The sequence below is a fragment of the Clostridium algoriphilum genome (assembly GCF_020443705.1).
Taxonomy (GTDB): domain Bacteria; phylum Bacillota; class Clostridia; order Clostridiales; family Clostridiaceae; genus Clostridium_AD; species Clostridium_AD algoriphilum.
Genome location: NZ_JAIZZK010000001.1, coordinates 76,496 through 92,124, shown reverse-complemented (window position 1 = coordinate 92,124; position 15,629 = coordinate 76,496). Strand labels below are relative to the sequence as shown.

15 protein-coding genes are annotated in these 15,629 nt (G+C 27.3%); 3 read left to right on the top strand and 12 right to left on the bottom strand.

Translation table 11 applies throughout. The annotated features are described in order from the left end of the window. Nucleotides 1-116 precede the first annotated feature (116 nt). Nucleotides 117-269 (bottom strand): hypothetical protein, encoded by a 153-nt coding sequence (locus LGK95_RS00485; RefSeq protein ID WP_226121061.1) that lies wholly within the window; start codon nucleotides 267-269, stop codon nucleotides 117-119. 233 nt (nucleotides 270-502) lie between these two features. Between LGK95_RS00485 and LGK95_RS00480 the strand changes: the two genes are divergently transcribed. Continuing rightward, on the top strand, nucleotides 503-2,101 hold the full coding sequence (locus tag LGK95_RS00480; RefSeq protein ID WP_226121060.1) for a recombinase family protein: 1,599 nt from the start codon (nucleotides 503-505) through the stop codon (nucleotides 2,099-2,101). Nucleotides 2,102-2,404: 303 nt separating this feature from the next. Here LGK95_RS00480 and LGK95_RS00475 read toward each other — a convergent pair whose 3' ends face one another. After that, complete coding sequence (locus LGK95_RS00475) at nucleotides 2,405-3,532, bottom strand: D-alanyl-D-alanine carboxypeptidase family protein (protein WP_226121058.1); 1,128 nt, start codon at nucleotides 3,530-3,532, stop codon at nucleotides 2,405-2,407. 142 nt (nucleotides 3,533-3,674) lie between these two features. On the opposite strand from LGK95_RS00475, the gene LGK95_RS00470 reads away from it, so the two are divergent. Beyond that, nucleotides 3,675-4,247: a DUF2953 domain-containing protein gene (locus LGK95_RS00470; protein ID WP_226121056.1), complete on the top strand. Its 573-nt coding sequence runs from the start codon at nucleotides 3,675-3,677 to the stop codon at nucleotides 4,245-4,247. Next, the gene (ytfJ, locus tag LGK95_RS00465; RefSeq protein WP_226121054.1) at nucleotides 4,240-4,680 is read left to right on the top strand and encodes a GerW family sporulation protein; all 441 of its coding nucleotides are present in this window, start codon (nucleotides 4,240-4,242) and stop codon (nucleotides 4,678-4,680) included. The genes LGK95_RS00470 and ytfJ overlap by 8 nt, the downstream gene beginning before the upstream one ends. Nucleotides 4,681-4,798: 118 nt before the next feature. Here the strand turns inward: ytfJ and scpB are convergent, their stop codons facing one another. The 10 genes from scpB to spoIVB form a co-directional block, all read right to left on the bottom strand. Then, nucleotides 4,799-5,401: an SMC-Scp complex subunit ScpB gene (gene scpB / locus LGK95_RS00460; RefSeq protein WP_226121052.1), complete on the bottom strand. Its 603-nt coding sequence runs from the start codon at nucleotides 5,399-5,401 to the stop codon at nucleotides 4,799-4,801. Between the two features lies 1 nt (nucleotide 5,402). Then, nucleotides 5,403-6,143: a segregation/condensation protein A gene (locus tag LGK95_RS00455; protein WP_226121050.1), complete on the bottom strand. Its 741-nt coding sequence runs from the start codon at nucleotides 6,141-6,143 to the stop codon at nucleotides 5,403-5,405. A 249-nt stretch (nucleotides 6,144-6,392) separates the two neighbouring features. Beyond that, nucleotides 6,393-7,574: a D-alanyl-D-alanine carboxypeptidase family protein gene (locus tag LGK95_RS00450; RefSeq protein WP_404814383.1), complete on the bottom strand. Its 1,182-nt coding sequence runs from the start codon at nucleotides 7,572-7,574 to the stop codon at nucleotides 6,393-6,395. A gap of 274 nt (nucleotides 7,575-7,848) precedes the next feature. Further along, nucleotides 7,849-8,727 carry a tyrosine recombinase gene (locus tag LGK95_RS00445; RefSeq protein WP_226121048.1) on the bottom strand — a complete coding sequence of 293 codons (879 nt, stop codon included), beginning with the start codon at nucleotides 8,725-8,727 and terminating at the stop codon, nucleotides 7,849-7,851. 269 nt (nucleotides 8,728-8,996) lie between these two features. After that, the gene (gene spoIIM / locus LGK95_RS00440; RefSeq protein ID WP_226121046.1) at nucleotides 8,997-9,647 is read right to left on the bottom strand and encodes a stage II sporulation protein M; all 651 of its coding nucleotides are present in this window, start codon (nucleotides 9,645-9,647) and stop codon (nucleotides 8,997-8,999) included. Nucleotides 9,648-10,446: 799 nt separating this feature from the next. Beyond that, on the bottom strand, nucleotides 10,447-10,656 hold the full coding sequence (locus LGK95_RS00435; RefSeq protein ID WP_226121044.1) for a hypothetical protein: 210 nt from the start codon (nucleotides 10,654-10,656) through the stop codon (nucleotides 10,447-10,449). A gap of 416 nt (nucleotides 10,657-11,072) precedes the next feature. Continuing rightward, nucleotides 11,073-11,969, bottom strand: a complete 897-nt coding sequence (locus tag LGK95_RS00430; RefSeq protein ID WP_226121042.1) for a GNAT family N-acetyltransferase — start codon at nucleotides 11,967-11,969, stop codon at nucleotides 11,073-11,075. A gap of 228 nt (nucleotides 11,970-12,197) precedes the next feature. Next, nucleotides 12,198-12,935 (bottom strand): tyrosine-type recombinase/integrase, encoded by a 738-nt coding sequence (locus LGK95_RS00425; RefSeq protein ID WP_226121040.1) that lies wholly within the window; start codon nucleotides 12,933-12,935, stop codon nucleotides 12,198-12,200. A gap of 137 nt (nucleotides 12,936-13,072) precedes the next feature. Further along, nucleotides 13,073-13,891, bottom strand: coding sequence for a sporulation transcription factor Spo0A (gene spo0A / locus LGK95_RS00420; RefSeq protein ID WP_226121038.1), 819 nt, complete (start codon nucleotides 13,889-13,891; stop codon nucleotides 13,073-13,075). Between the two features lie 204 nt (nucleotides 13,892-14,095). Continuing rightward, on the bottom strand, nucleotides 14,096-15,322 hold the full coding sequence (spoIVB, locus tag LGK95_RS00415; RefSeq protein WP_226121036.1) for a SpoIVB peptidase: 1,227 nt from the start codon (nucleotides 15,320-15,322) through the stop codon (nucleotides 14,096-14,098). Between the last annotated feature and the right edge of the window lie 307 nt (nucleotides 15,323-15,629).

Below are 15,629 nucleotides of genomic sequence, written 5' to 3'. Positions count from 1 at the left end.
TTGATTATTGAAATATATTTTGTTATCATCTTTTAGCTTTCCCTTTATATTTTATTCTGCTGTAGTGCATTTATTCCATTTTGAATAATAGTGCTACATTTAATATTATATAAACCTTAGTTAATTGTTAACTGTTCAATTAATTGGTTTATTTCCTGCAGTGAAAGCTCTGAAGACATTATTTTTGCAACATCCCTTGTATATTGCTCATTTAAAAGTTCTACTTCTTTTTTATTTAATTTCAAAAGGATTATAGAGTTTACCTTCATTTATAGTCCTCCAATCAGCTATTATTTTATAGTATGCATCTTTAAACTTAGTGTTCCAAACTTTTATACAGCCATTATATTTAGTTATATACAAATTTTGCGTAATATTTTTTTTTCAAAATACATATATTTATTGGAATAGATATTATAGTTTATAACATATACACTTCTATTTTTTATTAGTTTAAACGATATATATAGACTTCAACATTAATTATTAAGGAGTAGATAAATTGAAAATTGCCGCTATATACTCCAGAAAATCAAAATTTACAGGAAAAGGTGAATCTATAATTAATCAAATTGAGTTATGTAAACGTGAAGGGAGTCATTTAAACATTGAAAAATTTATAATATATGAAGATGAAGGTTTCTCAGGTAAAAATATAAAAAGACCACAATTCCAAAAAATGCTAAGTGATGCAAAACAAAAAAAATTTGACGTTCTTATCTGTTATAGATTAGATAGAATTAGTAGAAATATTTCTGATTTCACTTCGTTAATAAATGAACTAGATAGTCTGCATATAAGCTTTATAAGTGTTAATGAACAATTTGATACTTCAACGCCTATGGGACGCGCTATGATGTATATTGCCTCTGTTTTTGCTCAACTTGAAAGAGAAACTATCGGTGAGCGAGTTCGCGACAATATGCTAGAACTCGCCAAAAATGGAAGATGGCTAGGTGGTCAAACCCCTCTGGGCTATGAAAGTAAAAAGTTACCCTATTTAGATGCGCAGTTCAAAGAGAAAACTATGTACACACTATCGCAGGTAAAAGATGAATTAGATGTAGTAAAACTAATATACAACAAATATCTACAATATAAATCTATCAGTCAAGTTTTTATTTTTATTTTCAGTAAAAATATTAAAACAAAAAATGGAGTAGATTTTAATAAAAAAAGAATTCAGCTTATATTAAGAAATCCTCTCTATGTTAGAGCAAATGATAATGTTTTGAATCATCTTAGCTTTATTGGTATGAATGTAATGGGAACAGCTGATGATAAACATGGTATCTTAACTTATAATAAAAGTAAGGGTGCTAGAATTAGGCGTGACATAACAGAATGGATAGCTGCGGTTTCCACTCATGAGGGCATTATTGATGCTTCTTGTTGGCTTAATGTTCAAAAGATACTAGATGCTAATAAAAACAAGGCTCCAAGGCTTGGAACTTCAGCTGCCGCATTACTAACTGGAACCTTAAAATGCTCTAAGTGTGGTAAAAGTATGATTGTTAAACACGGTCATATTAGTGCAAAAACCAATAAAAAAATTCAATACTATGTTTGTAGTACAAAAGATTATTCAAAAGGCTTGCGATGTACAAACCCTAACATACGAGTAGATGAGCTTGAAAAGATAATTATAGATAATTTAAAAGGTATTACTATAGACAAACACATTCTACTCGAAGAACTATATAAAATAAAATCGGAAACAGCTACAAATACTTTAATGTTAACTGAAATAGATAACTTACCAGATCAAATTACTATAAAACAATCCCAGATAGATATTTTAGTAAGTCAGTTATCATTAGACAATGAAATATCAAAGTATATAAGGCCTCAAATTTCCAAATTAGGAATTGAATTAGAGGATTTAAAAATTAAGTATGAAAGTTTAAAATCTATTTCCCTTAAATATAAAAACAATAAAACAAATGTAAATAAATTTTTATATTCCTTAAATAGTTTTTCATCAGTAATTAATCTCTTAGATTTCAATGATAAACGTTTAATAATTAATAGTGTTGTAGACAAAATTTATTGGGATGGATATAAAGGGATAGTAAATATTAATTTATTATCCTTAAAATAAAACACTAAACTGCTTATCGCAGTTTAGTGTATCTTGGACAAAATTCACTTCCTACATCAATACAATCGTATGGTTCATAACTCATCAACCTATCCTCCTAAAGTACTATACTATTAAAATATTTCAAAATATCAATATTGTTACAAATTAGTTATAATACTTTAAATCTTATTTAATACTTTCATATGTTATGGATAACGATTAATATATTAATCTATTTTAATGAGTTACTAAAATGCTTTTTTTAAAAGAGATGTAATCTCAAATATCTTAATGACTCAAATAAGAATGAATAATATTTTATTAGTATTTAACAAATAAATTTTTAATTTTATCAAAATTCATTCTAAAGTTATTTTTCTTATTAACCCTCTTTTTAGTTACCAGAGCTTCTGTAAATAAAAGTTTATTGTTCGCATATATATCTGCCCTACCTATGTTTTCTCCGTCATCTATAGGAGCATAAACCTCATATAAAGGTTTCTTAATTTTAACTTCAATCTTTTGATTGTTTTTTATAGGCACTATAATATCTCTTTTGCTTACCATTTCAACATTACCTATTCCATTTTTCACACTAAATTCGCCTAAAACATCTCCTTTACTTATTAATTTTTTATATTTATAATTTTTTTCAATATACTTATTAATTTTCTCAGTTTCCTTCCATCTAGGGGTACAGTTTAAAGTTATTATAATTACATCCCTATTTTGTATTTTAACAGAAGTTACTAGACATTTGCCTGCCTTTCCGGTAAACCCAGTTTTTACACCTGTTGAATTTGGTAGAAGATATAAGATTTTATTTATATTATGATAACTTCTACTAAAGTTATTTTCTGTAGCACTAATATCCTTAGAACTTACTATATCATTGAAAAATTTAACTTCTTTAGCTTTAGCAGTAATTAAAGCTAGATCATATGCTGTGGAATAATGTTTGCTACTATCTAATCCATGAGGAGATTCAAAATGGCTATTTAACAACCCCACTTCCAGAGCATATTCATTCATGAGCTTTAAAAACTCATCTACACTCCCGCTAATTCCTTCCGCAATAGCAATTGCAGCATCATTTCCAGACCTTAACAAAAGTCCGTATAGTAACTCTCTGAGAGTTATTACTTCCCCTTCTTTCAATCCTATTTCTGAACCACGTATAGTTGCAGCTCTTTTTGAAATAGTTATTTTTTTGTTTAAATCTCCACATTTAATTGCCACAAGAGCCGTAATTATTTTTGTAGTGCTTGCAATCTCAATTGGAGTATACGCATTTTTTTCATACAATACAATTTTTGAATCACAATCTAATGCTATAGCACTAACTGCATTAACATATAAATCATCAGCATACACATTTTGAACTAAAGATGTAAATAACAAAAACATACCTAAAAATAATGATAAATATACCTTGAATTTTTTTGTCATATTTTCACCTCTCTTAAAATTTTGTTAAATTGTTGAGTTTAACCTCTTATTACATACAAATAACAAGTATTATACCAATTCGTTGGTTTTTTTATAAATACTTGGGTATAATACCAATTATTAGATAGATTTGGAGGTTAAGATGTTTAAATATATTATCATGTTTCTTTTAGCTCTAATAATTATATTATTTCCAATTCCTATTAAAATAACTCTTAAATACTCAAACAAAGTTTTGGAAATTTACATATATAATAAAAAGTTAAAGAAAAAGAAACCTTTAAACTTGGGCTTAAAAAATAATCTAGTATCAGAGCCAAAATATAATTTTCTAGAATCTATGTCTTTAAATGATATCGAATCGATTATTTATAAGATTAAGAATTTAAAATTTAAACCAATAATAATTTTAAATACTAAATTAGAATATGGATTTGATGATGCAGCCTTTGTGGCAATCTTATACGGCTTAATCCACTCGACTTATAGCCTTTTGTATCAAATTTTAATAAATTTTGTAAAAGTTAAAAACATGGATTTTAGAGTTATCCCCCATTTTGAAAAAAATCATTTCAATATGGGAATTTCAAGTATAATTTACATCAATTTAGCAAAAATTATTAATATAACATTTGTAATCTGTCTTTGTCTTATAAAAATAAAACATAACAAAGTTAATCTTAAGAAATATAAAGGAGGAAATGTACATGGATAATCATCCAATTGAAAACTTAATGAAAAGCACAATGGAAAGTATAAAAGATATGATAGATGTGAACACCATTGTAGGGGACCCTGTAAAATCAGTAGACGGGACTACAATTATTCCTATTTCAAAAGTATGTTTTGGTTTCGCATCAGGTGGTAGTGAGTTCAATAGTATTAAAACTTCTGACTCAAGTGATAAATATCCTTTTGGTGGTGGTTCTGGAGCTGGAGTCACAGTAAAACCTGTTGCATTTTTAGTTGTTAAAAATGATTCAATAAGATTATTGTCTGTAGATCAGCAAAATACATATGATAAAATTGTTGATACTGTACCACAAATTTTCGATATCCTTAAAGGTATGTTTAAAGATAAATCCAATAAAGATACATCATCTGATGAAAAAGAAAATTGTGAAGGAAAAGAAAATTGCGACGAGTAATTTTTCTAATTAAATAATTCAAAATAAAACTATTAACCCCACCATACGAGAGTTTTTAACAAACCCTTTATTATAGTGAGGTTAATAGTTATATATATGTAATGGATTTTCAAAACAATTAATCAGTTTGATTGATATCAACAACATTCGGTTGTAATTTGGTCTTATTGAACTCTTCAAAAGAAGGCATTTCATCTAAACTATGGAAGTCAAAATGCTTAAGAAATTCATTTGTGGTAACATAAATAATTGGCCTTCCTGGAACATTTTTTCGTCCACTTTCTTCGATCAATTTTTTTTCTGACAAGGTATAAACTGCCCTATCACTTTTAACACCTCTTATATTCTCGATTTCAACCCTCGTAATTGGTTGTTTATATGCAATAATCGCCAAAGTTTCAAGCGAAGCCTGAGACAACGATTGCCTAGTATTTGTCTTTAATAGTTTTTGAACAAATTCACTATTGCAAGGTTTTGTAACAAATTGATATTGATCATTTGTTACTATAATTTTAATTCCTCTACACTCTTCTTCATACTTTTCTTTTAACTCATTTATTAGTTTTTTTGTAAATGGAGTGCTACACTCTAATATACTTGCAATATCAGTTAACTTTAATAAGTCTCCCGCAACAAACAACAAGGATTCAATAATAGAAAAATATTTTATTTTAGTTGATTCTTTTTCACTCTCTAATTGCTTAAAATTAAATTCGTTCATATTAATCTACCCTTTCTAGATATATATCTTTAAAATTACTTTCTTGAATTACTCTTACACCCCTTATTTTAATTAACTCAAGTAATGCTAAGAACGTAACAATAACTTCTATCTTTGATGAATATCCATAAATTAACTTTGTAAAATGTACTTTACCAAAACAATCCAAAGTATGCTTTAGTTCAACCATTTTATCTTCAATCTTGAATTCATCTAATAATATTTTCTTGTCTATAATATTATTAGTATTCATTTTATTTATGTATTCTTGCATTAAATTATTATATGAATTATACAAATCAATCATTGTAATGTTTTTAAGAAAATCTATTTCTTTTATGATTTTATTATCTTCTTCAATTATTTCAGGTTTTTTACTAATCATTATACCTGCATCCTGCTCTAGCATCTTTAAATTTTCAGCTATGACTTTATATTTTCTATATTCTATTAATTTATTTAATAACTCCTTTTCCACATCGTTTTCTTCATCCTCGTTATGCTCTTCTTTATGTTTAGGCAACAAATATTTTGATTTAATTTCAATTAAAGTTGCAGCTATAACAATAAATTCTGACGTCACCTCTAAATCCATTTCCTTCATATTTTTAAGATATTCAAGATACTGATTTGTAATTTCTACAATATTAATATCATAAATGTTCATCTCATTTTTTTTAATAAGATGTAATAACAAATCAAATGGGCCTTCAAAATTAGTTACTTTTATACTTAATGGCATGTACACTCTCTCCTAAACAATTAATTATAAGCAAATATTATATTATCTTGTTTTTTTATATTTATCTTATTTTAAGTATAATGCATCTTTTAAAAAATAACTAGTTAGTATTTTAGGTTGTTTTGTTACTTACATAATTGTTTAAATCCGTTGTTTTGATAATTATACTAATTAAGTATATTTTTCTATATATTTAAAACAACAAAAAAAAAGCTTCTAAGCAATTTTTTTTGCAAAGAAGCTATGGTTTTATATAGCTTTATCAAATAATTCTGTAAAATTATTTTTTAAATTATCCCATACCCCGGATTTTTTAATATTTCTATCACTGTAGATACTTATCTTTCCACATAATTTATTATCATTATATATTTCACAAAATCCAATTGTTGCATCCTTTTTATATTCTTTCAAATTCTGCGCTATAACAAACTTCTTAGTTATTTTATTTTTTTTACCTCTTTCAATAGTTATAAGAAAATCTTCTTGTGCTTTAGCTATAAGGAATTTATCACCTTTTTTGTTTAAAGTTATTTTTTCTAAATCTTGATTTTTTACTATTAATTTTTTAGTTTCAAATTTAGAAAACCCGTAGTTCATTAACATACTGGCATCGTTATTTCTTATTTTATATGTTGGTGAACCCATAACTATTGCAAGCATTCTTACATTGCTTCGCATTGCAGTAGCAGATATACAATATTTTGCCTCATTTGTAAAACCAGTTTTAAGTCCATCACATCCATTAAAAAATCTGACAAGCTTATTATGATTTACAAGGCCTATTGGAGCTTTCCTACCCTCTGATATAGTTTCCATGTAAGTTGATGAATACTTTAATATTTTAGTATGTTTTAGTAACTCTCTAGACATAATTGATATATCATACGCTGATGAATAATGTCCTTCAGCAGGCAACCCAGTACAGTTTTTAAAATTAGTATCTTTCATATTAAGGCTTTTTGATTTTTCATTCATCATATTTACAAAACTACTTTCACTACCTCCTAAATATTCTGCCATTGCAACTGCAGCATCATTTCCTGATGCAATTGCAATTCCTTTTAAGATTTCTTCCACTGTTCTAACCTCTCCAGTATCAAGTATCATACTGCTTCCACCCATTTTCTTTGAATTTTCACTTACAGTTATTTTGTCTTGTAATTTGATTTTACCTGAATCTATAGCCTCCATTGCTAATAACATAGTCATTATTTTAGTTACTGATGCTGGTGCAAATCTCTCATGGGAATTTTTTTCATATATTATTTTACCACTAGATGGCTCCATTAATAATGCTGATTTCGCATCTACTACAATCCCTTTATCATCCTTAGTTTCTCCCTCTGCTTTAGCTGTCATTCCAAAAAGCTGCGTTGCAAAAATTAATGATAAAATTAAGCATAACACATTTTTAAAATTTCTTTTCATATAAATCCTCCTCGTTTTCCTTTCCGCTAGACAACAATTTTTAATGTTATCTGCATTGCTTAAAATTTATAACATTATTTTTACCAATAAAGATTAATATTATCACTATTTATTTATATTAAATAAAAAAATTATTATATTCATAAAATACAAATAAAAATCCGCTTTCATTATCAATGAAAGCGGATTTTTATTTTTATATTTTATTGATATTTAGTACTTTTATGTTTTTATATCTAACTAACACTATAACAAGACTTTCTATAAAATAAGCTTATGCTCTAGGATGAGTATTCTTATAGATTTCTGCTATTTTACTTTTTTTAACTACAGAAGAATAAATCTGGGTTGTAGACATACTATTGTGACCTAATAATTGTTGAACTGAAGATATACCAGCACCATTTTGCAATAAATGAACGGCAAACGAATGTCTTAGTGTATATGAATTTATCGTTTTTTGAATATTAGTCATTTTAGCATACTCTTTTATTATTTTCCAAAATCCTTGCCTTGTCATCTTATCGCCTTTTATATTTAGAAAGAGCAAGCTTAGATTATGTACATTCATATTGGCTCTAATTTTTAAGTAAAATGACAGACAACTAACCGCATGAGTTCCTATAGGAATTACTCTTTCATTTTTTTTACCATTGTTACACCTTATGTATAGCAATTCTAAATTTATATCATAGATTGTTAGACTTAAGAGTTCTGAAACCTTTATGCCAGTGGCATACATTAGTTCTAGCATTGCTTTGTCTCTACATCCTTTATCAGTTATCCCATCGGGTTGATTTAATAACTCATCTATTTCTTTAATAGTTAGAATTTGAGGTATATTCCGTTTGATTTTGGGAATAGAAAAATAGGCAGTTGGGTCATGTTGTGCAAAATCGTTTTTTATAAGATATTTGTAGTAGTTTCTAACAGAAACAATATTTCTTGCTATAGAACTATTTGCACAACCTTCTTTTCTAAGTTGCTCTGAATATGCCATAATTGTTATAGAATCAGCGAGTTCTACACTTTCATTTCTACATTCCAAAAACTTAATGAAACGTTTAACATCCCTTGTATATGCTTCAACTGTATTTTTGGTTAACTTATTAGCTGTTAAATTTTCTATATAGATTGTCAGTAATTTATTCATAATTTTTCTCCTATATTATAGAGAATTTTAATATTTATACATATGTTATACTCTAAAAAATAAATAGAATGTAAGAATATAATTATAAACTAAATTATAATTATTATCAACTAATTTGTAAACTAGAACACTATTCTTGTAAATTCTTGTGTTACTAATTAAATTTTGTAGCAAGTAATCTACTGTTTTTGGCATTAAAATACCAATTACCAGTAAAATAATAAAACATTTTATTGTTAGCATTAGAAAATGCAATAAATCCTTGTTCTTCATTTACTTACGCTTCCCATACTATTAATAAGATTTTTAACAAAATATGGTGCAATATACGATTCTATAATAATCCCTATGAATAATACAACTATTATTATAATAAATATTACACTATAATATAATATTCTACCAGAAGTACTACTTGTCCATTGTTTATTAAACTTGTTTTTAAGCAGCATTATAGAAAATTCCATTGAGACCACAGATGCAAAAACAATGCATGGAATATAAATTATGTTTTGAGGAAGAACCCCTAGTATTGCAATTCCTATACCACTTTTCCCTAGCCCACTTATCATGAAGCTAAATGTAAATCCGACAGTAAATCCTTTTAATAAATCTATGATTATAACTATTGGTATCCCAACTATAGTTAAACCTAAAAACCAAAGTAAAATGATCACAGGTAGATTATTCTTAATTGATTGTAAGAATATTAATTTATAACTAATTCCACTTGTATTTGAAGGATCAACAAAATTTGTCAAGTAATTCACCAAATCATTTCTTTCAGACTGTCCCATATATTTTACACTGTAAATTCCTAAAATTATACCTGTAAATACACAAAGAATACTTATAATATATAACCAAAAATTTTCTTGTATATGTTTATTTATATTGCTTATTAATGTATTAGATGACATAAGTTTATCCCCCTTTGTTTATCCCTTTGTTTTCTTAGTAACTAATCATAATATGTTAAATAAATCACCTACAATATATATATGCTAAACTTTATCTTATATGAGTTAAAATTTAGCATACATAATGATGACAAAAATATTATAACTTAATTCATACTTATGATAAAAACGATGGCTATATGCACATTTAGTTAAACATTAATGAACACATAGTTTTTTAGATACTTTCATATTTTTGTAAATTATATAATACACAAGACATTCTACAAGATACAATGTCTATATCCAACCTTACAACTAGTAGTTATCATACATAACTGCTACAGATGATCAGCTTGCAAATACCTCCACACAATTGTATGAGTTACTCCTCATTGATTGTTATTAGGCTTATTGGAGCCATACTACCCACGGTTCAGGGGAATGTGTTAATGATTTAAAGGGTATCAATTGATTGTTCTAATATCTATTTATTAAGGAAGCAATAGGCAATGTATATCCTATTGCAAAAGATTTAAAAGCGGTCTACGTTGCAGTAAACGAAGATGTTGCATTAGAAAATTATCATCCTCAAATATTTCTAAGCATAAAAAAGCACCTAACTTAATAGATACTCTTAAATATAGCCCCTCACTAATTTATATAATACATTATTTATCTACTTGAAATTTTGTTCTCCTCATAATTCTTTTGTTCCTGCTCGCTTATAAATTCTTCAACTTTTATCTTAATTGTTTTTCCCATTGTAAATAATATAAAACGATTTAAATCCGTAACATCTTGAGCATAAATATAACAACTATTTGAAAAGTAAATTTGTTTCATTTCCATAAAAATTATTTACTGTACCGCCATTATTCCAATCCATAACGTACTCAAATAAACAATACTCTTCATTAGCTTCAGTTTTATAATATTTTACTACATGTGTAGTTTTAGTGTTGTTTGTAGCAATTGGAAAAATACTAACAACTTTAACCCAAACAAGTTCATCTTTCGCTTTATGCATATCGTGTTTGATGTTGTTGCTAATATATTAAATCCCTATAGATGCAATATCTTAAATCATCTGTTCTTTACTTGATACAATAATACTAAATAAATGGTCATTGTTTCACCATTGGAATTTCATTAGACATACTTGTCAAATAATAAGAAAATATGCTGAAGAACTTAATATAGGCGTTCAAGATACTGATATGAGAATATGGGAGTATGACAGATTATAATGATAAGAAAATATTATTTAAAATATACTTATGATATAAGAAGGTGTCAATATCCATGTATAATATTTTACACTTATTTTACAAAACATAACTACCCAAAATAATAAACTTGGTAGTTATTATTTTGGGTAGTTGTAGAACAATATAAGAAGATAGAGAATTAACATAACAACACATTATGCTCAATATTTATCCATTAAGTGTGGGATAACTTTGGAAACATAAATTGATTATCTGCAAGTAACATTGTATCCTTTCCTAGAACAAATAAAGTATCTTCTCCCTCTAGTAGCGTAATTATATAAGAATCTATTTCTTTTGGTGTAAAATAAAGTTTCACTCTTTTTATGTTTTCATTTACCAAATAATTGAGTATTTTATCTAAAGAAACTTCTTCTGTGCAAAAAACGCCTAATACGTCTATTGTATCCTCAACAAAATTTGCGATTACAACTGCATCATAATCTTGAATGTAATAAACACTGTCATTCAATAACAAAGTACAGTAAAACATAATCAATTCTGCGTTACCACATATAAAAATTTTGGCTAATGAAGATAGAACATTTGCTTTATCATACACTAACGCTCTGTCGCATTCATCAGACATATTTAATTTTTTCACAAATCCGTCTTTATCCTTTTTACTTATTAATTTTGTACATTGATATTGGTTCAATTTAGTAAAACCAAATTTGGGATAAAAATTAAGGACAGAGTCATTGGCAAATAGATAAAGCAAATCACATTTATCTTGCCATTCCACAATGACTTTTTCCAGGATTACTCGAAGCAATCCCTTATCTCTATAAGCAATATCAGTCATCACCGTTCCTAACTGAATATATCGTTTTATTTTTCCAAAAACTTCAAAATCCATTATATTAACTGATACATTGGAAACAACCACATCTCCATCCATGAGTGAATAGGGTATGTATTGATTTTTCCAGTATCCGTCTTGAAACCATTCTTCAAAACTAAATCCAAATGTTTTCTGAGTTAAAGCATTAAAGCTCATTCTATATTTATCGTTTTCACTAGTTCCAATAATAAAATTATATTTTTCACCATTAATATTCATATATTCCATAGTTTTATTCCTTTCATATTATAAATAACCTTTATTTCGCAAATTAAATACGAGCGAGAAACAACACATGCATAGATTGTACCATTAATTTATAATGTAATCAAAATAAACATATATGTCAAATATATGTTTATCTTTGAATTTTAAATCATTGTGTGTCTTGCTTCTGTAAACTGAAATAAATATTCGCAAACCATGGTGCTATTACCACTATTTTAAGAAGATACCTTACCCACGAAGGCCACTTCCCCTATGGGTTGGAAACAAAAAGTCGCTTTCTACATATCTATCCTTATATTTTATCCAAGCCTTAATGTCCTGTTGCATTTTCGGAGAAAAGAAAACATATCTACTCTTTCTTCCTTTTGTATTATCTTCCTGTAAAAGTATTGACCTTTTTATAACATCTACATCACAAACGTCAATCATCAGACACTCTCCTATTCTCATTCCAGTATCAAATAAAATTTGTATTACAATATAATCTCTATATTCGTGATACTTGGACGTGTCCATTAGTAAGAGCAATCTAATAAATTCATCATCAGTTATGAACCCTACAGGTTTCCTCCCATTCTTTAAATATTTAACATTATTCATTGGACTTTTCTTGATTACCTTTTCTTCCTTAAGGTAATCGAAAAACACTTTTAGGTTTCTTAAATAATTATTTATTGTAGATGCTGAAACTTTATTTTTGTAATCCGTTCTGTTGTATGGTCTACTTTTATCCTTAGTGCTATCATTAGCACAAACAGTATATTTTCCTCTCTCTAGAATAAATAAAACGTATTTCTTAACCATTTCATCTTTAACTAGTTTACCATCAGTTATTATATAATTATCTTGTAAGTATCTTGCAAAAAGTTTTAAAGTCGCCTCATATGTTGCCATAGTCTTTTGTGTTAAATTTTTCATTTGACAGTTTGACATGAAGTCACTAATTTGATAATCAATTTCAAACATAATTAAAAATCCTCCTTAAATGTTTACTCAACAAATAAGGAGGATTAGTAGCATTACAAATAATATGTTTATTGATTTGAAAAGATATTTATTGGTTTTATGGTATGATGTATATACACGTCAACCCATTGATAGTGCTAACAAGCCCCTCTATTTTGTAATCTTAACTTATCAGCAACCATTGCTATAAATTCACTATTAGTTGGTTTACCTTTAGCATTATGTACAGTATAACCAAAAATTTTATTTATAGTTTCAACTTGGCCACGTCCCCATGCTACTTCAATAGCATGCCTAATTGCTCTTTCAACTCTACTAGCAGTAGTATTGAATTTTTTAGCAATTGATGGATATAATTCTTTTGTTACTGCAGATAAAAGTTCAATATCATTTACTACCATAGTAATTGCCTCTCTAAGATACATATAACCCTTTATATGAGCTGGAACTCCAATTTCATGAATTATGTTTGTAATTTCAGCTTCTAGGTCCATTGGTTCATTACGATTACTTTTTCTAGGTTCAGTTGTATCAATAAAAGAAATTGATTTTTTACTACTATCACTAGAAATTGTATTGTTAAACATTTGTCTTATTCTTTTTGTAAAAACCTCCATATCGAAGGGTTTTACTACGTAATAATCTGCTCCCAAAGCAATAGCCCTTTGAGTTATTTTATCTTGCCCTACTGCAGATAATACTATAATTTTAGGTATTGGATCAAGGTCCATACTTCCCAATCTTTCTAATACTCCAAGGCCATCTAAATGTGGCATTATTATATCTAATACTACTAAATCAGGTTTTCTCTCTTTTATTAACTTAAGAGCCTCTATTCCATCTTTTGCAATGCCTGTAACCATAATATCCCTTTGACTTAACAAATAATCATTCAATATATTGCAAAATTCTTTATTATCATCTGCAATGAGCACACTAATTCTAGCTTCTTCCATATATTAACTCCCCTTTATAAATAAATTCCCATATCTTAACATATATTAATTCGACAAAAGAATAATAATTCCTTCTTATATAAAAAAAAATTACAAATAAATATTTATTTATCATTTTTTATCATTTTTTATAAAATAAAGGATAGCTTATGCTATCCTTATCTCTTAATATCTATTTTAACTCTTTTTTTTAAATAATACTAGTTATTTTGATAAAATACCTGCATCTTTTAACATCCATTCTATATATATTCCATATCCTACATCTGGTTTGTTGATTAAAACATGAGTAACTGCCCCAATAATTTTATTATTTTGAATTATCGGACTACCACTCATCCCTTGAACTATACCTCCAGTAATTTTTAAAAGCCTAGGATCTGTAATTTTAATTACCATACTTTTTGACCCAGAAGAGGTTTGAGGTAATAATTTTTGTATTTCTATCTGAAATAACTCTGGTTCACTACCATTCACTGTAGTTAAAATTTGCGCTTTCCCCTCTTTAATTTCATTTCGTAGACCTATTTCTATTGGCTTATTAAATCTAGTATTAATTAGACTCTTTGTTCCATCTCCAAATATACCACATTCCGTATTTTTAATTATCTGTCCTTTTATTTTATTTTCATCTATAAAAAGACCTCTTAACTCTCCTGGACATCCTCTTGTTCCCTTTTTTATGGATACAATATTAGAAGATATAATTACTCCATTATTAACATTAAGAGTTGTTCCAGTATCTGCATCTGTAATAGGATGCCCAAGAGCTGCAAATTTTTTAGTTTTATCATCATATAAAGTTAATGTGCCAACACCCGCAGTTGAATCACGTACCCATAGTCCGATTTTTGGTTTTCCATCAGAAGAATCAATCGTTGGTTTAACCTTTATATCTATAAAATTAGGATTATTTTTACGTTGAACTTTCAGGATTAATTCTGAATTTTTCTTTTTACTTATAGACCTCGTTACATCCTCTGCATGATTTATTTCTACATCATTAATTTTTAATATACTATCCCCTATTTGTACTCCTCCACTTGCAGCAGGACTCGGTGTTTTACCATTAAGACCTTCAATATCAGATAAAGCTACTACTAAAACACCCTTAGTATTAAGTTTAACGCCAACCGGTTGCCCTCCTGGATAAACCATTATTTTTGTATCATTTTTCGCAAGTGGTATTGATTGAACTGCTAATAATCCTTTTAAATTAACTTTTACACTTTTATTCTCTTTAATTAAATATGATTTGTTGGGAATATTAACTTTATCATCTTTTACCTTTGTAAAATTGCTAGAATATATACTTTTCGTTGTTCTATCAAATATTCCGATGAATTTATTTTCTACCTTAAAATAGGCACTTAAAGCAATTATTACCAGAGGTGTCGTAATCCAACAGATTATATTTAATTTCTTCTTCATAAGCTTTACCTCCTTTTCTCTTATAGTTACGACCTTAATTTACCCCGTAATTCCTCATACTATGCTATAACAATAATTCAAAAAAAGTAAAAGATATAGATGTAAAACTAAATTATGATAAATTAAAAAAATTCTTCTATATCTCAATTATTTTTCACTTTTTTATAAATTTAAACTCTAAAATTATATATAATAGATTTTACAAACTTGAAGTTATGTACAATTGATTTCAGAAAATTATTTTTAGTTTACTTTGTTTAATTGTTTCTGTAATGTACTAATAAATTATAGAAATATTTAATTATCA